A 19,001-nucleotide genomic window follows, 5' to 3' on the forward strand; every position below is an offset into this window, starting at 1 on the left:
CTATGAAATTCAGCGAATCATGGCTTCGTGAGTGGGTTAGTCCTTCGATTACCACTGACGAACTAACTCACCAAATTACAATGGCGGGTCTAGAAGTTGATGACGTGCTACCTGTAGCAGGTACGTTCAACGGCGTTAAAGTTGGTCACGTTGTTGAATGTGGTCAACACCCAGATGCAGACAAACTGCGCGTGACAAAAGTTGACGTGGGTGAAGAAGAGCTTCTAGACATCGTTTGTGGCGCACCTAACTGTCGTCAAGGTCTGAAAGTAGCAGTAGCAACTGTTGGTGCTGTTCTTCCAGGCGATTTCAAAATCAAAAAAGCGAAACTACGTGGTCAACCATCTCACGGCATGCTTTGTTCATTCACTGAACTAGGTATAGACGTTGAGTCAGATGGCATCATGGAACTAGCAGAAGACGCAGTAATCGGTACCGATTTCCGTGAATTCCTAGGCCTAGACGACGTAACGGTAGACGTAGACCTAACAGCAAACCGCGCTGACTGTTTCAGCATTCGTGGTCTAGCTCGTGAAGTTGGCGTACTTAACCGTGCTGACGTGACTGAGCCATCAGTAGAAGCAGTAGCAGCTTCAATCGAAGACAAAGTGTCTATCGAAGTAAAAGCACCTGCTGCGTGTCCACGTTACCTAGGTCGTGTGGTTAAGAACGTAAACGTTCAAGCTGAAACACCACTATGGATGCAAGAGAAATTGCGCCGTTGTGGTATCCGCTCTATTGACCCAGTAGTAGACATCACTAACTACGTTCTTCTAGAGCAAGGCCAACCAATGCACGCGTTCGATCTAGCGAAGATCGAAGGTGGCATCGTAGTTCGTATGGCTGAGCAAGGTGAGAAGCTAACACTTCTTGACGGCAGCGAAGCAGAACTAAACGCAGATACATTAGTTGTAGCTGACCACAACAAAGCACTTGCAATCGCAGGTATCTTTGGTGGTGAAGAGTCTGGTGTAACAACTGAGACTAAAGACGTTCTACTAGAGTGTGCATTCTTTGCACCTGACCACATCCGCGGTCGCGCTCGTAGCTATGGTCTGCACACTGATTCTTCAATGCGTTTCGAGCGTGGTGTGGATTACGCACTACAAGTGAGCGCAATGGAGCGTGCAACTCAGCTTCTTGTTGAAATCTGTGGCGGTGAAGTAGCACCTGTTGTTGCAGTAGAGTCTGAAGCGGACCTACCTAAGCCAAACAAAGTTGCTCTACGTCGCACTAAACTAGACAACCTTCTAGGTCACCACATCGCTGATGCTGACGTAGTAGAAATCCTAGAGCGCCTAGGTTTGACTGTTGAAGCTTCTGAAGAAGGTTGGGTGGCAGTAGCGCCAACATGGCGTTTCGATATCGCTATCGAGCAAGACCTGATTGAAGAAGTTGGCCGTATCTACGGTTACGACAACATCCCTAACCAACATCCAGCAGCAGCACTTAAGATGCACAACCACGTTGAAGCGGATCTTCCACTGAAACGCGTTCGTGATCTTCTTGTTGACCGTGGTTACCACGAAGCAATCACATACAGCTTCGTTGAGCCTGAGCAACAAAAGCTAGTGGTACCTGGTGTTGAGCCTCTAGTGCTTCCAAACCCAATTTCTGCAGACATGTCAGCAATGCGTCTTGGTCTTATCCAAGGTCTGCTGAATACGGTTGTTCACAACCAGAAGCGTCAACAGCCACGCGTTCGTCTATTCGAATACGGCCTACGTTTCATCCCATGTGAATCTGCAGAAAACGGCATGCGCCAAGAGCCAATGCTTGCAGGTGTTATCGCTGGTACTCGCGGTGAAGAGCACTGGGATATCGAAACTAACACTGTTGATTTCTTCGACCTTAAGGGCGATCTAGAAGCAATTCTAGAGCTATCTGCGAACGAAAAAGCATACTCTTTCGCTGCAGCTAAGCACCCAGCACTTCACCCAGGTCAATCTGCGGCAATCATCGTAGATGGCAAAGAAGTGGGCGTGATCGGTACAGTTCACCCTGAGCTTGAGCGTAAGTTCGGTCTAAACGGTCGTACTATCGTATTCGAAATCGAATGGTCTGCAATCAACAGCAAAGTGATCCCAGAAGCGGTAGCACTTTCTAAGTTCCCTTCAAACCGTCGTGATATCGCGGTAGTCGTGGATGAAGCTGTCGCATCTGGTGACATCGTTAACGCTTGTCTAGAGCAAGGTGGCGAGTTCCTTAAAGATGCGAAACTGTTTGACGTTTACGTAGGTAAAGGCGTTGAAGAAGGTAAGAAGAGCCTAGCAATCGCTCTGACTCTACAGTCACTTGAGCGTACGCTTGAAGATGCAGATATCGCTGGTGCGGTTGACGCTATCGTTGCTCACGTTTCTGAGAAGTTTGGTGCGTCTCTACGTGACTAATCTCGCGTAACGTATCTTCTTAAGAAATGAAAACCCTGCCAAACTGGCAGGGTTTTTTTATATCTAGAGAATAGAGAATAGAGAATAGAGAATAGCTACAGCCAAATTGTTTCGACGGTAATTCCATCCTCCTCAAAGCAAAGCTTACTCACGCCAATCTTCTCACGTCGATTATATTCATTAATGTCGTGGTCAAACCCGTAGGCCGTCGCCGGTGCCATGTGTTGGGTGATGCCTTGCTGTGTGACCGTTAATGCATCATGACCATGCCCGCAAATTACATCTTGAACTTGATGCTTCGCCAGAAGCGCAAGTAAGCTTGCATCGTTTTCCAAACAAATGGCTTTCATCCATTCTGAACCGATGGGAATAATAGGGTGGTGGACTACAACAATCGGGTTGGTTGTATGGCGAAGCTGTTTATTCAAACGTGCTATTCCGCGGTTATCGATACGGCCAGAGCCTAAAGGATGGCGCTTATCTAAAGGTTTGGTGCTGGAATCTAAGAACAAGACTTCACGGTTGTGGATTCTCGCTCTATCTGTGACTTTGATACCACTGCCGCGCAGCTCTTGCTTCATCAACTTCGCATCATCGTGGTTGCCCGCAATCGCGAAGATCGACTTATCTTGGATGTGTTCTTCTACAACATTTAGTAGAGTACGATAGTCACCCGCTTTGGGGTTGCAACAAAGATCACCAGTAAGCAAAAGGGTATTGCAGGAAGCATCTTTTTGGGCAAGGAGCAGGGCTTTACGCAGGTTTTCAAAGCTGGGCTCATCACTTAAGTGGCAATCGCTGATCTGGATAATTGACTTCATAAGGTCTAGTCGCCCCGGGGGGGAGTGGGTATTTTTATGCCAGTCTAACATTCAACTCTCCGGTTTTAATAGTAAAGTTGATGGTAGAGAGTAATTAAGAAAGCGATAGGGTGAACATCAGCAATAGCGGTAATGTGAGTATACTGAAGAAGTTGCCAAACAAGACCATTGAAGCGACTGTCATTGGCTCAATGTTCAGCCGCTCAGCAAACAAGTAGTTCATCACGGCTGGTGGAAGCATAGTGAACAGTACCATCATTTGCAGTTGCATTGTCGGTAGTGGGATTAGCCAATAAATGAGTGCAAATGCAATTGCGCCTGTCCCAAGTGATTGTGCTGTACACACTAGGCCTACCTTTAAGCCATCCAACCTCAGATTTAACATCTGTGCGCCCAATGAAAGAAGCATAACTGGGACGGCAGCTTGACCAAGTAATGCCGTCGCCTCATACAGTGGATTCCAAATGCTAACCCCAGAAAGATTCATAGCCAATGCGAGTGAAGCGGATAAAAAAATCGGCATTTTGATGATTTGTTTAAGCGGGTTACCACTACTAAGAAGCATCACGCCTAAACTGATATGTAAACACGCGGAGACAACAAACAGCAGCACCGCAGAAGGGAGAGCGAGCTCTCCGAAAGTATAAGTGAACAGCGGGATCGCAAGGTTTCCGCTATTTCTGAACATATGCGGTGGCGCCCATGCTTTGAAGGATAGACCTGTCAACTTTGTAATTGGCACCATCACAATACCAGGTACGATTACCGCAATAATAGCGGCAAGCAAAAGAGGAGCTTGACCCATGTCGATCGGCATACTTACTAGAGACGAAAATACGAGTGCAGGCGTGAATGCATCCATATTGATGCGATTTATTGGGCGAAAGTCAGGCTTGATAAAGCGACCAACTAAATAACCAACAAAAACCAAAGCAAAGACTGGGAATAGAATGCTGACGACTTGGTGAAGCATATTGGTACTCTGATGGTGAGATGGAATATGAAAACAGTATCAACCTTTCCTTTCACCGTCATGATACAACGTGCAGAATTTTGCTTTTGTTCAAGGTTTCATTTTTCTACCAGATCAGTAGAAACTGAATAAAAACTCCAATGAATACAACTGGTCAGATCTATTTTCAGAGTGACTCAAACTACTGAAAAACTGAGAAGTTTTATGTCAATTGTTTGTAAAGTGACCAGTATCTGACATTTTTATTAAATAGTGAATAATCTTGTTTTGATGTTAAAAACCAGTAATTTGGTCTGGATAGCTTCCTAACTTTAGAAGGAATTAAAGTAAAATCTGGAAATGCTGGTGAGTAAAGTACTTCGGTGGTGAAATATTCGGTATATTAGCAAAGAAAAAAGTTGGCGAAAATCATAAGCTTGGCATACACTTCCTGATGTAACCCCGATATGTTGTTGAATTGGTAGGGTAAAACTGCTCTGGCGCTACACTAAGGTAGCATTGTTTAACATAGCTTTGAGGAAAGTTTTATGGCGCTCACAAAAGCCGAACTTGCAGAAAACCTGTTTGATAAATTGGGATTTAGTAAACGGGACGCCAAGGAAACGGTGGAAGTGTTTTTTGAAGAAATTCGTAAGGCACTCGAAAGTGGCGAACAGGTAAAACTGTCAGGTTTTGGTAATTTTGACCTTCGTGACAAAAACGAACGACCTGGTCGTAACCCGAAAACTGGTGAAGATATTCCAATTACTGCTCGACGAGTCGTTACGTTCCGCCCGGGTCAGAAGTTAAAAGCTCGCGTAGAGAACATAAAGATTGACCAGTAAGCCATGTGACATGGAATGAGACCACGCTTTGTCGTGGTCTTTTTGTTTGTGTTTTTCAGTAGTGGCTAAAGAACAAATAAAACCACCGCAATAGCGGTGGTTTTTAGTATTGGGTAGGTTAGCTTAGCTGTTTGTAAGACTTCTACTTTAAGCAGCTTCTAAGTGTGTTGTTAGGTATGGATGCCAAGCGCCCTGGTACAAGTTTTTCGATTGAGTGCGCATGCTTTTTATCGATGCCATTTCGATATCGTTTAGGTTACGGCCCTCTACTAGCGCTTGACGCTCTAGCTTCTGAATTTGTTCGTACAAATCGTGTTCAGGGCCGTTCTTTACATCAGCGATTGCTTTTAGGTGCAATTGAACTTCGGCAATAAGGTTAGTTTTAGGAAGGCGAACCAACAGGTTCAAGTCACGGTACCCAGATACAGTTGGCTTTTTGAAGCGGTTTTTGACTTTTACGATAGTTGTCTCACGCTCCAATGCTTCATACACAGATACTAGGCTCGCTACATCATCAGCGACGATGGTCGCACGTGCTAAGTCAGTAATACGCTCGACTTGGCCGTCAAGTTCGAGGGCAATCTTTTCTTCGGCACGATGTTGAGATTTAACGCCTGCGAAGTATGGCTGAGCGTCAGTTAGAAGGGCTGTACTCTTACAGATGGTTTCAAGCTCGAACTGTGCTTGGTGAGCTTTACTGTAAAGGACGTCGAAATCTGAATAAGGTTGAGTTGGTCTAGAGTCGATTGACTGAATGCCATATAGACCACTAAGGCTATGCTTGAACAATTTTGAGCAAACTTCGTTTTGGCTAGCAGAACGATCTTGCTCGTTACTCGGGACATTTGGAAGTGCGGCGAATGCCGGCGCACGGCTTAGTACTAAAAGCATCAATGCTGTAGTACGTAAAAATAAGCTCATTCACTCTCCTTAACTTGTTTGCACTTAGAAAATGGGTAACGAAAAGGTCACTAAGATTAACAAATCAGGTTCTACCTAATTAATGGGGCCTCTATGAACGATCCCAAGGTCGACTTTTATCCTTATAGTAGAATCGTGTTCTAGATCACCATTTTTCCTTCCTTTATTCTGACAACCAGAAAAAGCAAGGGTTCCTTCTTGAACGATAGTCATCCTACCATCGCAGTATTAACCAAAGATGAACGCCATAGACAAATTTGGAAAAATCATTAGTCTTAGTCCACAAAGTTGCGCTAAGCGCTCATTACAATTATCAGCCGACAAGTAGAAGTAAAATGAGAGATCAAGAATTTTGGCACACTAAGTGGGCCAGTAATCAAATTGGGTTTCACCTTGAAGATGTGAATCCACTGTTACCTGCATTTTGGCAGCACACGAACCCAAAACGTGAAGATACAGTGTTGGTTCCATTATGCGGCAAGTCAGAAGACCTAATCTGGCTTGCGACGAAACACAATGAAGTGCAGGGTGTGGAACTGAGCCAAATTGCCGTGCGTGCATTTTTTGCTGAGCATTTTTACACACCTACCGTAACACCGGTTAACGGTATGCATGAGCTGTATCAGTTCGATGAGCTATCCATTTATACTGGCGACTTTTTTACCGCCCCAGTTTCAAAAGCGGATATCATTTATGATCGTGCTGCACTCGTTGCATTGCCGCTAGAGATGCGAGAAGAATACGCCGCACGCGTTAAGCAGATACTAAACCCTGGTGGACGTATTTTATTAGTGACGCTCAACTATCCTCAGGATGAGATGTCAGGCCCTCCGTTCAGTGTGCCAGTCGAGGAGATCGAACAGTTGTTTGCGGGTTACAAAATTACTTGTTTGCACGTAGACAAGGCTGACGAGAACCATCCGAAAATCGCTAAGAAAGGGCTCAGCCGTTTCTCTGAAGAAGTGTATTTAATCGAGAGCAAGTAACGGTTTGTTCGAGTCTACACAAAGAAAAAGCGCAGCCAATTGAGCTGCGCTTTTGTTTTTCTTGTGTGGATTCGCGGAATTAGTAAACGATCTGTACTTTAGAAGCGTTGTTCACTGCATCTTCAATCGAATTTTCAATGGTCTTGCGACGGGTTAAAACGACACCCAAGCGGCGGCGGCCGTCGATTTCAGGCTTACCAAACAAACGAACTTGAGTTTGTGGCTGAGCCAGTGCTTTGGCAAGATTGTCAAAGCGGATATCAGTTGATGTACCTTGGCCTAAAACAACCGCGGATGCAGATGGCCCATACTGAACGATGCTGTTAATCGGCATGCCAGTAAACGCGCGTACGTGAAGCGCGAACTCAGACATATCTTGAGAAATCATCGTCACCATGCCGGTATCGTGCGGGCGAGGGGAGACTTCGTTGAAAATAACTTTGTCTCCTTTAACAAATAGCTCCACACCAAAGATACCGTAGCCACCTAGCGCATTAACAACTTTCTCAGCCGTGTATTCTGCTGCTTTGATTGCATTCTCTGACATGGCTTGTGGCTGCCATGACTCACGGTAGTCACCGTCTTCTTGTCGGTGTCCGATCGGTGCACAGAAATGTACACCATCGATTGCACGTACCGTTAGCAACGTGATTTCGTAATCGAAATCGATAAAGCCTTCTACAATGACACGGCCAGCACCAGTACGGCCACCTTCTTGTGCGTATTCCCAAGCGGTTTGAACGTCTTCTTCCGTTTTAATCACGCTCTGACCTTTGCCCGAAGAGCTCATCACTGGTTTAACAACACATGGGATACCTACATGTTCAACCGCCGCTTTAAAGTCTTCAAAGTTGTCTGCAAACTGGTAAGGAGAGGTGGTTAAGCCCAATTCTTCAGAAGCGAGCCTACGGATACCTTCTCGGTTCATTGTTAACTTGGTCGCTTTTGCAGTAGGAACAACGTTCAAGCCTTTTTCTTCTAACTCAACCAATTTGTCAGTCGCGATAGCTTCAATCTCAGGCACTACATACGCAGGCTGCTCTTTGCTGATGATTTCTTCTAGTGCTTGGCCGTCAAGCATATCGATGACGTAGCTGCGATGCGCCACTTGCATTGCTGGAGCATCGGCGTAACGGTCACATGCGATCACTTCCAAGCCAAGACGTTGGCATTCAATTGCCACTTCTTTACCAAGCTCGCCTGAGCCCAAAAGTAATACACGGGTAGCATGAGTGCTAGTAGCAGTACCGAACATAGTGTTCCCTTACAAAATAAAGTGATGAAACAGAAATTGCAGGGGATCATACTGAATTTTTAGTTCGAAGCAAACGTTTGCGTAGGTTTTTTGATAATAAAAAAGCCCTACACAGAGTAGAGCTTATTACTTGAGGCCTGAATGAGTTAAACGTTCACAAAACTCACTGGAATATCAGGGTTTAGTGCCTCTAGCGTCGATTGAGTATCAGCTAGGTGGCTGATCTTGCCTTGCGAGTTCTCGACTAGTGCCGCTGCTTTGATGTTTTCAAACTGCTCTCCTGCCATCAGGATTTGAATTAGTGCAACCTGAAGTGGAGGTAGGCTAGGGTTGAATGCAGCGTTTTCTGCATAAGCCCCTTGGAATACGCGACCACTGTTCATCTCAAGAGCAATACCACTGAGGTTGTTCGTGTAAGGCGCGTGGCTGATGTTCATTGCGTTAACAGCTTCTTGAATCAGAGTATCGTCTTCATCGTAAACAAACTCGTGTTTCACTTCCGCCATCAAACCTGACTCAATACCTAAGTCTGCAGGGCCAAACGCCTCAGGAAGGTAGTGATGCAGTGATTTTTCTTCGCGTTCTGGTAATTGGATCTTAAGCTCTTTCGCAGTGCTTAGCTCATTCATGAACTGTCGACAGTGTCCGCATGGGCTGTAGTTGATGGTGATGTCTTTTACACCACGTTCACCTTTCATCCATGCATGGCTAATTGCACATTGCTCTGCGTGAACGGTTTGCCCTAGCTGAACGCCAAAGAATTCCATGTTTGCACCGAAGTAAAGGCGACCAGAGAGGCCACGAACGATCGCGCCAACATAAAATTCAGAAATAGGAGCGTAAGAGAACGCTGCGGCAAAAGGAAGTAGAGCAACACGAAGCTCTTTATCAGAAAGATTGGTAGCGTTTAGCAGCTCATCAAACTGTTGCTCAGAAATAGTAGCATCAAAATCGTCTGCTTGGACGATAGGAGCAAGATGTTTTGAAAGTGCTTCAGGAGCGCTTGCTAGCGCCTGTTCAATGCGACTTTTCATGTTGAATCCTTGTTAGTGCATGGACAGTTATTCTATGTGAAGGATGAAAATGTTCCGTGCTTTAGATCACGTTAATTGATGTAATTGAACTTTACGTTACATAATTAGAGTGAGGTCACACATGTATTCGATTTCATCACGATTTAACGTTATCTCTGTCCCACTAATAACTATATCAACTGATATTCATACTGCGAGTTTTTTAGGAGAGGCTATGACCCGCTCGCTTTAGAGGAGAGTAAAGCAAGGCAGGTCATTGAGGTTCTTTATTGGTACAACCAAACAGCTAAAGCAAAGAAGCTAGGCGCAAGGATAGAAGTGATGATGCCGCAAAGCACTAATGCAAGGGACGAGAAGGCAGCATCGCCTGGTTGTTTTTCTGCACAGGTGGCAGTGCCCAAAGCATGCGATACCGTACCCATCGTTAAGCCGCGTGCAATAGGGTGTTTGATGCCAATGAGGTTAAAGATAGGGTACGCGAGAATGGCACCGAATAAGCCCACAATAAGCACTAGAATAGCGGCAACAGCAGCTTCACCACCCAGGTGGCTAGAAATCTCCATTGCGATAGGTGTCGTTACCGACTTGCCCACTAAGCTTGCAATCAAGCTGATGTCTGCTTTAAACGCTACCGCGATGAGCGTCGCTGTTAGCATTGACATTACACTACCTAACGTACAGGCCAGAGCGATAATGCGCCAGTTTGATTTGATCTGTGGCAGTTGCTCGTACAGCGGGTACGCCAGTGCAACAACGGCTGGTTGCAGCAAGAAGCTGATGTATTCGTTGTCTGCGTAGTACGTTTCAAATGGCACTTTTAAAAAGGTAAGTAACGGGATTAACACCGCGATGCTGATCAAAAGGGGGTTCGCAATAGGGTTATTTACCTTAATAGCAATTTGGCGTGCGGCAAGGAAAACCACAATAGTGACGAGTAACCACATATCAATGTTTCTCCTTTAATAAGTAGTCTAAGAACCACGCTAAGGTGACCAACACAATTAGAGAGCCACCAACTGCACTAGCAATAATAGGAAGCGCATTCGCTAGTAACATATCAAAGTGCTGCATTAGCCCAACACTGATAGGGACAAAGAGTAGAATCATGTAGCGAATGAAAAGTGTCGCGCCGGGCTTAACCCATTCGACTTTGACTAAGCCAAGAGTCATGGAGAAAAACAGCACAAGCATGCCTAGGACACTTCCAGGAACCGAAATGCCAGCGAACTTTTGAATGGTGTTGCCGATACCAAGTGCTCCCAAGATGAGTGCGAGGGAAATGAGCAAATGGATCAGCTGTAATAATCGATCTTTTATCATTTTGACAGCATATAAAACAACAAACACACCCGAAGGTGCGCTTGAACAAGGTAAGAAATTAGGAGGCTAGGCTCTCTACATAACGATAGACAGATTTTAGTATTGCTATCTTTTTTTCGTCACTTTCATGTTCGTGAACTAAGTTCTCTAAATTAAGCATATACTCTTCAATCTGGCTTTCAAAGACTTCACGACAGTGCTGTGCCCAGCGTCTTTGCTCTTGGTCATCTAGTGTGCTTGAGTAGTGACGAGCACGGTAACGAAACAGCAACGGTTTGATGCGCTTGTCATCAAATTCAATATCCAGTGCAGCTAGGTTAGTTGGGTCCGTTTCACGAATGATGTCCATCGCCGCGCGATCAGCTGGCGAGAAAAAACCATCGTAAAGTTGCGTATCTACATCATCACTCTTTTCGTACTCACGCTCAATAGAGAATAGGTTAATGAGTTTCTCACGAATTTCTGGGTGTTGACGTAACAAAGCGAGGTTAGTTAGACATTGCTGACGGTCAATACCAATAGATTCTGCATTCTCAGCAGTGAGTGTTTTCGCTGGCGCTAGAATAGGGCACTTGTTCAGGTGCACGAGCTTAACGGGTACAGGCGGCAGGTCGCCCAATTCGTCACGCTTGGTGTACAAACGTTCTTTCAACTCTTCTGCTGAAAGTTCTAAGATCGGCTGAGGATCCTTCGCCAAGTCAATCGTAATAACAGCGTTATTGTTGGTTGGGTGCCAAGCAACAGGCACAATCCAGCTGGTGTATTGGCATTCACGTCCCAACATTCCGGATACGTGCATCAATGGCGTCATGTTAACGATATCGACCAATTCGTTAAGCTTGCGCTTATTACGCATAGAGAAGAAGTAATCAAACAACTTAGGTTGAGCGGCTTTGATTTTTTTCGCCATCTCAATTGTTGCAATCACGTCTGCCATCGCATCGTGGGCGTTGCTGTGTTCGATGCCATTTGCCACAGATAAATGTTCAAGTTTGAAACTCGGGAAACCTTCATCATTTTCTGGCCATTCCACGCCTTCAGGACGGAGGGCGTGACACGCGCGCATGACGTCAAGTAAATCCCAACGTGAGTTGCCGTTTTGCCAGCTCCACGCATAAGGATCGATAAAGTTGCGGTAACAGGTGTAACGTGTGACTTCATCATCGAATCGAATACTGTTGTAGCCAAGGCTAGTAGTATTCGGTTTAGAAAGCTCTGCGTGGATCTTAGCGATAAATTCAGGTTCAGGTAGACCTTCTTGCATCGCTTTTTGTGGTGTAATGCCAGTGATCAAAGCTGCTTCGGGTGAAGGAAGATAATCAGCGGGTGGGCGACAGTACATCACCAAAGGTTCACCAATGATATTGAAGTTTTCATCAGTGCGGACGCCGGCGAATTGGCTTGGGCGATCTTTGGCTGGACTTGTTCCCCAAGTCTCGTAATCAAAAAAGAAAAAAGTGGGCTGATTATCTTGGTGCATTCTGCTTACCGTTTACGGAACCGATAGGAGTATTAGACCATTCAAAGCTTTGACTCGCAACGAAAGATGCAACGTGACGTTGTGAAAATGAAAAAGCCAAAGCTGAAGAATTCACTTGATTTGAGTTTGATTAGCCAAAGTGTTTAATTAAGTCCAACATTTCCCTTCTATGCAAATAGACAGTGGGCTCTTCTTGGTAGCTGAAAAGTTGATAAATCATCGCCTTAGCGACATCTCTAGCCTGAATCGGTACAAAGTCGGCGAGTTTTCCCCACATTAATGGTCGAGTGACCTTAGAAAGTGATTGAATGAGCCTCTCGTCGGTACGGGGTGTATCACGTTGGCCGACTAAGGGACCAGGTCTAGCAAAGACGACTTCTTCGAACCCCATTTTCTCAATGTTCTTTTCCATCTGCCCCTTACAGGCGAGATAATGAGAGAATGATGAAGCTTTCGCTCCCAAGCTTGAAACTATCGCGATTCGTTTCACTCCTATCATTTTCATTTGTTGGGCAACCTTACAGACCAGTTCTACGTCGACTTTTCGTAGCGCTTCCTTGCTGCCAGCTTGCTTAAGTGTCGTACCTAAGCAGATTACTCCGATACTAGGAGTTGGCTGTTGTTCATCCCAATTGTGAATGGAAAGCTCGGCATCAATAATAGGCACTATCTTGCTTTCAGTATCGGCAATGTCAGAAAGCGCTCTTCGAGAAAGAGAGTATACGGTTTCTATGCTGGGTTGTGACAGGAGGTTAGCGATGACTTCTTTGCCAACAAGCCCAGTTGCGCCTGCGATTATGACGCAGGTATTTGAATCATTGCTCATCATATCCTTCCTCTTAGAGAACAAGTGCTTAGGCTATTGTAGCTTATTTGTTCAACTAGGTTTTATGTGCAGTTCGAATGTTTGAAGCTTAACGAGCAAGCAAAAGTGAAGTCGATGACATAAATAAAAAGACCCGTAGGGCAAACGGGTCTTTTTCGTTAGGAGAATGATAGGGGTATTTTTCGTCGAGGTGGGCTTCCCGACTTCGCTTTTCCCCTCTGTTTAGGTCGGCGGCTCTGATTGGCAAACATGGCGCCTCGCTGCGTTTATTGGGACACGTTTACAATTGCATCAGTCATGCCAAAACCTGTCAGCGCTATAAAAAGAAAGCTTCTGGTATTGAAATCTAAAATCAAGAAAAACGGGATTTTCATTTAAAACAGTCAGTTAATTTGTTGTGGGCCTAGGTTCTATACAGCGATGATTTGATCCTCTCGCTTCTATATGAAGGGTTTATTCTGAAATTCGACCATTTCATTGATGAAATTAGGTTTCTGAAGCAATGGTTTTGTCAATATGGAAGTCAGATTGGTAAAAGTTGCTGTCAAAATGAGAAAACTAGGTGAAATTGCATGTGAGAGGGGTACACTGATTCTTTCAGAAAATTGAGCTGCTGGCTCATTTGAGATTTTCAAAGACCAAGGACGTCGTATGAACATAGATCTCAGTACACTTGCACCAACGCAGGTGTACCATTTGATGACTCAAACCGTCATTCCTCGCCCAATCGCTTGGGTGCTTACTGACTCAGGTGAGCAGAATTTCAACTTAGCGCCATTTTCCTATTTTACCGCGGTTTCCAGTCGTCCACCTTTATTGATGATTTCTGTGGGGAAAAAGCCCAATGGAGATATCAAAGACACCACGCGAAATGCATTAGAAACCGGTAAGTTGGTTATCCACATCGCACCGAGCGACCTAGCAGAGCAGGTCACCAAGTCTTCAGCAACGTTAGAGTATGGAGAATCCGAACTGGAAGTTACTCAACTCGAAACAACAGATTTTAAAGGGTTCGAATTACCACGCCTAGAGGGCGCGCCAATTGCATTCGGCTGTAAGTTACATGAAGTCATTGAGATGGGTGAGACGCCACAAAGTTTAATCTTTGCTGAAATTGAACACATTTATGTTGATGAACGGGTCATATCCATGGAAGGTGATCGTTTAAAAGTCGACGCTCTAGCAGTGGATCCATTAGCTCGCCTCGGTGGAAATGATTATTCCACGCTAGACAAAACGTTTTCTGTCGCTCGCCCAAAATAATTAATAAGGAACCATCATCATGGATCGCTCTTTTGCGCCAGAAATTCAAGCACGTATTGATAATAAAACGAAACCGCTTGGATCACTTGGCCTGCTAGAAAAAGTAGCATTAGAACTGGCGTTGATTCAAAGCCAAGATAAACCTCAAGCTGCGGAAACCATTGAAATTCGCAAACCGACCATGTTGGTATTTGCTGGTGACCATGGTATCGCTGAAGAAGGGGTTAGCATTGCACCAAGTGCAGTTACACAGCAAATGGTGGCTAATTTCCTTTCAGGAGGTGCGGCTATCAACTGTTTTTGTGAGACTAACCAAATCGATTTTAAAGTTATTGACTGCGGTATGTTGTCGCCAATCGATACATTAATCCCAAACTTCAAAGATCATCCCAACTTAATCGAAAAGCGTCTTGGTAACGGTACGGCCAATCTTTCAAAGCAATCTGCGATGTCATTAGAGCAAGTCGCATTGGGCTTGGAGTATGGTGCGAAAGTTGCCGAGCAAAGTATTTACGGCGGTTCTAACTTTCTAATGTTTGGCGAAATGGGCATTGGGAACACAAGCTCGGCGTCTGCGCTATTAACAGCACTTAGCCCGTTAGAGGTCGATCACTGTGTTGGTTTGGGGACGGGAATTACTCATGAGCAGTTTGGCCGTAAGATTAAACTCGTCGCACAAGGTGTTGGGCGTTGCTATGAACTCGATGTGAAAGGTGTTCTCGCGCAAGTCGGTGGGTTTGAAATCGTGCAAATGGTCGGTGCATTCCTAGAAGCAAAACGCCATAAAACGCCAGTTTTAGTAGATGGGTTTATCGTATCTGTTGCCGCTTACGTGGTGACTCTATTGGATGAAGAGACGCGAGATTACATGTTGTTCGCACATAACTCGGAAGAGAATGGGCACAAGTTCGTACTTGAATGCTTACAAGCTGAGCCTCTCTTGGATCTTGGGTTGCGTTTGGGTGAAGGTACTGGAGCAGCACTTGCCTTACCATTAGTGAAAGCGGCGGCTCAGTTTTACAACAACATGGCAAGTTTTGAGAGTGCAGGAGTAACGGTGTAGTGTCTGCGCTTGATAATACTATCCCTTCAGAGACTCGTTCTTTGCGCTATCAGAGCGAGCTTTTCTTGCTTGCAGTAAGCTTTTTTAGCCGTATACCTGTACCTGCTGATTTACCTTACAGTGAAACGCGCATGAACCAAGCGGGGCGGTACTTTGCTTTGGTCGGTGTGTTGCTTGGGTTGTTGTGCGCAGCTGTGTTTTCACTGGCAAGTTTGTTGTTCCCCAACTCAGTTTCCATCGTGTTAACCATGGCTTTCAGCCTACTGCTTACCGGTGCATTCCATGAAGACGGCTTGACCGATATGGCGGATGGCATTGGCGGTGGTATGACGTTAGAGCGCCGCTTAACCATCATGAAAGACAGCCGCATCGGGACGTACGGCGCGGCAACACTAATGATGGCGCTGCTGGCGAAGTTTGTATTTTGGATCGAGTTAGCTAATGGGTCTCAGTTTTGGCTGATGATCGTCGTGGCGTATACCGTGAGCCGAGCGTTGGCGGCCACTCTCATATATGACATGCCTTACGTTAGTGACGCGGATACCTCGAAAAGTAAACCGTTAGCGAATAAGCAATCGAGCTTAGAAGTCGCGATACTGCTCTTCACTGGTGGAGTCACAGCATTGTTACTAGGCGTGACTCAGGCAGTGGTTATCCTATTGGTATTGGCACTGTTTCGTGTTGGCTTCAAACGCTGGCTGACCAAACGTATCGGCGGATTTACTGGCGATTGCCTTGGTGCCGCGCAGCAGCTTTCAGAGTTGCTTGTTTATCTTACTTTTATCGCATTTAGTCATTCATCATGAAACAGCTTATTTTAGGTGGTGCGCGCTCAGGAAAATCGAGTTTAGCAGAGTGCAGGGCGCAACAGTGGGCACAAAATAAAAACGGAACGCTTCACTATGTGGCGACGGCATTGCCTTTTGATGAGGAAATGAGGCAACGTATTGCTCACCATAAACTGCAGCGAGGGGCTGGGTGGATTGAACATGAATGTCCGCTTAACTTGCCTGAGCTCATTTGTGAGTTTTCGTCTCAAGATGTCGTGTTAGTTGACTGCCTTACGCTTTGGCTCAACAACTGGATCTTTGAACTCGGTGATGACTGCTGTAATGAGCGGTTAGAGGAAAAAATTGAGCGGTTGGTAAATGCGATAGCACAATCAGAAGCGACGCTGATTTTTGTCTCTAACGAAGTCGGCATGGGCATTGTGCCGCTCGGCACTGTTAGTCGCTACTTTGTGGATAATGCGGGTCGGATGAATCAAAAACTGGCGACGGTGTGTGAACGTGTCACGTTTGTAGCCGCTGGCTTGCCGCTTGAATTGAAATCTTAGGATGTGAAGAGATGCAAACGCTGAATATTTATCTGCTTCGACATGGCAAAGTAAATGCAGCTCCAGGGTTGCATGGACAAACGGATTTAAAAGTGGATGAAGAGGCGCAACGTAAAATTGCGCTAGCATGGCGGCAAAATGGCAAGGAAGTAGGCGGTATTATTAGCTCCCCATTGTTACGCTGTCACGACGCTGCTCAAATGATAGCTGAACAGGATTTGCTGCCTTTGAGCGTGGAACCCCTGCTTCAAGAGTTGGATTTTGGTGATTTCGATGGTGTCCCATTTGACATGCTTTCTGAGCACTGGCATAAGCTTGAAGCGTTTTGGAAAGCGCCCGCCCAACACACATTGCCCAAAGCGGAAAGTTTGGATGTATTTGCAAATCGCGTAACTTGTGCTTGGTCTCAAATCATTAATGATATCAATGACAACTTGCTTATTGTCACGCATGGTGGCGTAATAAGAATGATTCTTGCCCATGTTTTGGGTGTAGATTGGCGCAATCCACGATGGTATTCGACATTAGCGATAGGAAATGCGTCAGTAACACATATAACGATTACCATCGATGATCAGATTTACGCCTCAGTTCGTTCGATAGGCGTACCACTATTTGAAAATTAGTCACGGAAGTAGCCAACGCTTGGATCTCTACCGAGTTTAAGAGAGAAAAGGGCTGGCTCGATTACATCAAAAGGAACCATAAATGACCGCTCCTAGCTGGGATTTATCCATCGTTTATAACGATCTCGCTGACCCTCGTATTCAAGATGACATTGCGCTTGTAGAGCAATGCATTGACCTACTCAATAAACAGTCTGCCGATTGTGACTCGGTTGAAGTGATGCAAAACGCAATCTTAACCAGTGAGGCGGCAAGCCGTTTGGCTGGCACTATTGCTAACTTCGCAAACTGTTACGCATCAGTGGATGCGACAAATGCAGAGGCTAAAGCGCTGCTGGGTCGTATGACGCGTATTTTCTCTGAGCTTTCTCAAGCTTATAGTGCCTTTGAGCTTCAATTGACTCACGCTGATGACGAGTTCATTAGCCACGTTTTAGATCATGAAAACCCAGATATCAATGGGCAGGCCTTTTCTATTCTCAATTCACGCAAACTGGCTGACACACGCTTAAGCACCGAAGAAGAAAAGCTATTAGCGGCAATGAGCGTGGATGGAAAATCTGCGTGGGGTAAGTTATACAACAACCTCACGGGCTCTTTGAAAGTGAAGCTTGACTACGCTGATGGTGAAAGTGAAGAGCTTGGCTTCTCGCAAGCAGCAAGCATTCTTTATGGCTCTGAATTTGATCGCCAAGAAGCCGCATGGCGTGGCGTTCAAAAGGCGATGGCAACACATCAAGAGTCTTTTGCTTCTATCCTTAACGCGCTTTCAGGTTGGCGTTTAACAGAGAACAAAAAGCGTTCTACCAAACGTGATGTCCATTTCCTTGATCCAAGCTTGCATGGCAGCCGAATCAAAGCGGAAACGCTCGACGCGATGATGACTGTAGCAAAAGAAAGTCGAGACATTGGTCAAAAAGCCGGTTTGTTGATGGCGAAGGTCCACGGTCTGGATGAGATGAAACCGTGGAATCATCTTGCTGCGATGCCTGCTTTGAGTGGCGAAGCGAAAGTTTATCCCTTCGATGAAGCAATCGACGTCATTTGTGAAGCGTTCGAAACCGTGAACCCAGATATGTCGGAGTTTGTCCGCATGATGGTACAAAACGGTTGGATTGATGCCGCGCCTAATGCCAATAAACGCCTTGGCGCATACTGTACTAAGCTGCCGGCGACGCGTACGCCGCTCGTGTTTATGACTTGGAGTGGTAGCCGCTCAGACCTGATGACGCTTGCTCATGAGCTTGGTCACGCATTCCACAACTGGGTGATTCGTGACTTACCGCTTTGCCAAACGTACTACCCAATGACGTTGGCAGAAACCGCCTCAATTTTCGCTGAAAACATCGTTCGTGATCATCTGATTTCAAAAGCAGAAAGTGTGGATGATAAGCTCGAAATGCTGTGGGAAGAGCTCTCTTCGGCGTTAGCGCTGATGATCAATATTCCAGTTCGTTACGAGTTCGAGAAAGCTTTCTACGAGCGTCGCCAAGAGGGTGAACTGACAGCAGATGATTTCTGTGGGCTAATGTCAGAAACGTGGAAGGATTGGTATGGCGATGTGATGAGCGAAGCTGACCCTTATTTCTGGGCGAGCAAACTGCACTTCTCAATTTCTGGGGTGAGCTTCTACAACTACCCATATTTGTTCGGCTTCTTGTTCAGTAAAGGTATCTACGCTCAACGTGATGCCAAAGGGGAGCGTTTCTACGACGATTACGTAGATCTGTTGCGCGATACTGGCAACATGATGGCTGAAGAGGTTGTAGACAAGCATCTTTCAATGGATCTGACGCAACCAGAATTCTGGCAACAGAGCGTGGAGCTAGTTCGTGACAAAGTAGACGAATTTGAACGTTTACTCGCACAACGTGGTGAATAAA

At 45.6% G+C, this 19,001-nt stretch carries 18 protein-coding genes; 9 read left to right on the top strand and 9 right to left on the bottom strand.

Annotated features, from left to right (window positions below):
• Nucleotides 1-2: 2 nt before the first annotated feature.
• Entirely contained in the window at nucleotides 3-2,390 is a 2,388-nt protein-coding gene (gene pheT, locus B853_RS06330; protein WP_038886926.1) for a phenylalanine--tRNA ligase subunit beta, read from the top strand.
• 95 nt (nucleotides 2,391-2,485) lie between these two features.
• Here pheT and B853_RS06335 read toward each other — a convergent pair whose 3' ends face one another.
• Together B853_RS06335 and B853_RS06340 are read right to left on the bottom strand one after the other, a co-directional pair.
• Nucleotides 2,486-3,211: a metallophosphoesterase family protein gene (locus B853_RS06335; protein ID WP_038886928.1), complete on the bottom strand. Its 726-nt coding sequence runs from the start codon at nucleotides 3,209-3,211 to the stop codon at nucleotides 2,486-2,488.
• A 94-nt stretch (nucleotides 3,212-3,305) separates the two neighbouring features.
• Nucleotides 3,306-4,184 (bottom strand): AEC family transporter, encoded by an 879-nt coding sequence (locus B853_RS06340; protein ID WP_038886929.1) that lies wholly within the window; start codon nucleotides 4,182-4,184, stop codon nucleotides 3,306-3,308.
• A gap of 527 nt (nucleotides 4,185-4,711) precedes the next feature.
• Between B853_RS06340 and ihfA the strand changes: the two genes are divergently transcribed.
• The gene (gene ihfA / locus B853_RS06345; RefSeq protein WP_010448692.1) at nucleotides 4,712-5,008 is read left to right on the top strand and encodes an integration host factor subunit alpha; all 297 of its coding nucleotides are present in this window, start codon (nucleotides 4,712-4,714) and stop codon (nucleotides 5,006-5,008) included.
• Between the two features lie 147 nt (nucleotides 5,009-5,155).
• Here the strand turns inward: ihfA and B853_RS06350 are convergent, their stop codons facing one another.
• Complete coding sequence (locus B853_RS06350) at nucleotides 5,156-5,929, bottom strand: RelA/SpoT domain-containing protein (protein ID WP_010448694.1); 774 nt, start codon at nucleotides 5,927-5,929, stop codon at nucleotides 5,156-5,158.
• A gap of 335 nt (nucleotides 5,930-6,264) precedes the next feature.
• Between B853_RS06350 and B853_RS06355 the strand changes: the two genes are divergently transcribed.
• Nucleotides 6,265-6,915 carry a thiopurine S-methyltransferase gene (locus B853_RS06355; RefSeq protein ID WP_038886930.1) on the top strand — a complete coding sequence of 217 codons (651 nt, stop codon included), beginning with the start codon at nucleotides 6,265-6,267 and terminating at the stop codon, nucleotides 6,913-6,915.
• A gap of 79 nt (nucleotides 6,916-6,994) precedes the next feature.
• Here B853_RS06355 and purT read toward each other — a convergent pair whose 3' ends face one another.
• From purT to B853_RS06385, 6 genes are all read right to left on the bottom strand, one after another.
• Nucleotides 6,995-8,170 (bottom strand): formate-dependent phosphoribosylglycinamide formyltransferase, encoded by a 1,176-nt coding sequence (gene purT, locus B853_RS06360; RefSeq protein WP_038886932.1) that lies wholly within the window; start codon nucleotides 8,168-8,170, stop codon nucleotides 6,995-6,997.
• A 146-nt stretch (nucleotides 8,171-8,316) separates the two neighbouring features.
• Nucleotides 8,317-9,204: a cytidine deaminase gene (gene cdd / locus B853_RS06365; protein ID WP_038886933.1), complete on the bottom strand. Its 888-nt coding sequence runs from the start codon at nucleotides 9,202-9,204 to the stop codon at nucleotides 8,317-8,319.
• A gap of 266 nt (nucleotides 9,205-9,470) precedes the next feature.
• A complete protein-coding gene (locus B853_RS06370) occupies nucleotides 9,471-10,148 on the bottom strand; it encodes an LrgB family protein (RefSeq protein WP_010448701.1) in 678 nt (225 codons plus the stop codon).
• A 1-nt stretch (nucleotide 10,149) separates the two neighbouring features.
• Complete coding sequence (locus B853_RS06375) at nucleotides 10,150-10,524, bottom strand: CidA/LrgA family protein (protein ID WP_038886935.1); 375 nt, start codon at nucleotides 10,522-10,524, stop codon at nucleotides 10,150-10,152.
• A gap of 58 nt (nucleotides 10,525-10,582) precedes the next feature.
• The gene (gene sbcB, locus B853_RS06380; protein WP_038886937.1) at nucleotides 10,583-12,004 is read right to left on the bottom strand and encodes an exodeoxyribonuclease I; all 1,422 of its coding nucleotides are present in this window, start codon (nucleotides 12,002-12,004) and stop codon (nucleotides 10,583-10,585) included.
• A gap of 130 nt (nucleotides 12,005-12,134) precedes the next feature.
• Nucleotides 12,135-12,830 carry an NAD(P)H-binding protein gene (locus B853_RS06385; RefSeq protein ID WP_010448704.1) on the bottom strand — a complete coding sequence of 232 codons (696 nt, stop codon included), beginning with the start codon at nucleotides 12,828-12,830 and terminating at the stop codon, nucleotides 12,135-12,137.
• A gap of 651 nt (nucleotides 12,831-13,481) precedes the next feature.
• Between B853_RS06385 and B853_RS06390 the strand changes: the two genes are divergently transcribed.
• The 6 genes from B853_RS06390 to B853_RS06415 all read left to right on the top strand — a co-directional run bounded on the left by B853_RS06390 (nucleotide 13,482) and on the right by B853_RS06415 (nucleotide 19,000).
• The gene (locus B853_RS06390) at nucleotides 13,482-14,093 is read left to right on the top strand and encodes a flavin reductase family protein (protein WP_038886939.1); all 612 of its coding nucleotides are present in this window, start codon (nucleotides 13,482-13,484) and stop codon (nucleotides 14,091-14,093) included.
• Nucleotides 14,094-14,112: 19 nt separating this feature from the next.
• The gene (cobT, locus tag B853_RS06395; RefSeq protein WP_081641245.1) at nucleotides 14,113-15,156 is read left to right on the top strand and encodes a nicotinate-nucleotide--dimethylbenzimidazole phosphoribosyltransferase; all 1,044 of its coding nucleotides are present in this window, start codon (nucleotides 14,113-14,115) and stop codon (nucleotides 15,154-15,156) included.
• On the top strand, nucleotides 15,156-15,962 hold the full coding sequence (locus tag B853_RS06400; protein WP_050569001.1) for an adenosylcobinamide-GDP ribazoletransferase: 807 nt from the start codon (nucleotides 15,156-15,158) through the stop codon (nucleotides 15,960-15,962). The genes cobT and B853_RS06400 overlap by 1 nt, the downstream gene beginning before the upstream one ends.
• Nucleotides 15,959-16,492 (top strand): bifunctional adenosylcobinamide kinase/adenosylcobinamide-phosphate guanylyltransferase, encoded by a 534-nt coding sequence (cobU, locus tag B853_RS06405; RefSeq protein ID WP_038886942.1) that lies wholly within the window; start codon nucleotides 15,959-15,961, stop codon nucleotides 16,490-16,492. Before B853_RS06400 ends, cobU begins: the two co-directional genes overlap by 4 nt.
• A gap of 11 nt (nucleotides 16,493-16,503) precedes the next feature.
• Nucleotides 16,504-17,118: an alpha-ribazole phosphatase family protein gene (gene cobC / locus B853_RS06410; protein ID WP_038886943.1), complete on the top strand. Its 615-nt coding sequence runs from the start codon at nucleotides 16,504-16,506 to the stop codon at nucleotides 17,116-17,118.
• A gap of 82 nt (nucleotides 17,119-17,200) precedes the next feature.
• Complete coding sequence (locus B853_RS06415; protein WP_038886945.1) at nucleotides 17,201-19,000, top strand: M3 family oligoendopeptidase; 1,800 nt, start codon at nucleotides 17,201-17,203, stop codon at nucleotides 18,998-19,000.
• Nucleotide 19,001 lies beyond the last annotated feature (1 nt).

It is taken from the genome of Vibrio rotiferianus CAIM 577 = LMG 21460, assembly GCF_002741985.1.
In the GTDB taxonomy this organism is placed as follows: domain Bacteria; phylum Pseudomonadota; class Gammaproteobacteria; order Enterobacterales; family Vibrionaceae; genus Vibrio; species Vibrio rotiferianus.